Below are 442 nucleotides of genomic sequence, written 5' to 3' on the forward strand. Positions count from 1 at the left end.
GCCAAGGTGTAACTTCTGAAACTAGATTTTCTATGGAGAAAATTTCATCCAATTGCTGTACAGTTAATAATTGCTGTTCAAGCACCACTTGGCGGATAGTTTTATTCTCTGCGATACATTGCTTTCCAATTTCATCACATTTTGCATGCCCTAAATATGGATCAAGCAAGGTAACAATCCCCACACTGCGCATAACTGCATCAAAACAAGCTTGTTCATTTGCTTGAATACCTTGAATACATTTCGTTTCTAAGGTGGTAATTGCATTAATCAGTAATTCAATTGACTCATTCATTGAAACTGCAATCACAGGTTCCATTACGTTCAATTGCAGCTGCCCTGCTTCAGCAGCTAAAGTGATGGTCAAATCATTCCCCATGACTCGAAATGCAATTTGATTCACTACTTCAGGAATCACTGGATTAACCTTTGCCGGCATAAT

Annotated in this window: 1 pseudogene; it reads right to left on the minus strand. The window is 38.5% G+C overall.

From position 1 onward, the window contains the following. Positions 1 to 418, minus strand: a pseudogene (aspA, locus tag F7R20_RS31505) (aspartate ammonia-lyase); the annotation flags it as partial. Positions 419 to 442 lie beyond the last annotated feature (24 nt).

It is taken from the genome of Pseudomonas brassicacearum subsp. brassicacearum, assembly GCF_008801605.1.
Taxonomy (GTDB): domain Bacteria; phylum Pseudomonadota; class Gammaproteobacteria; order Pseudomonadales; family Pseudomonadaceae; genus Aquipseudomonas; species Aquipseudomonas brassicacearum.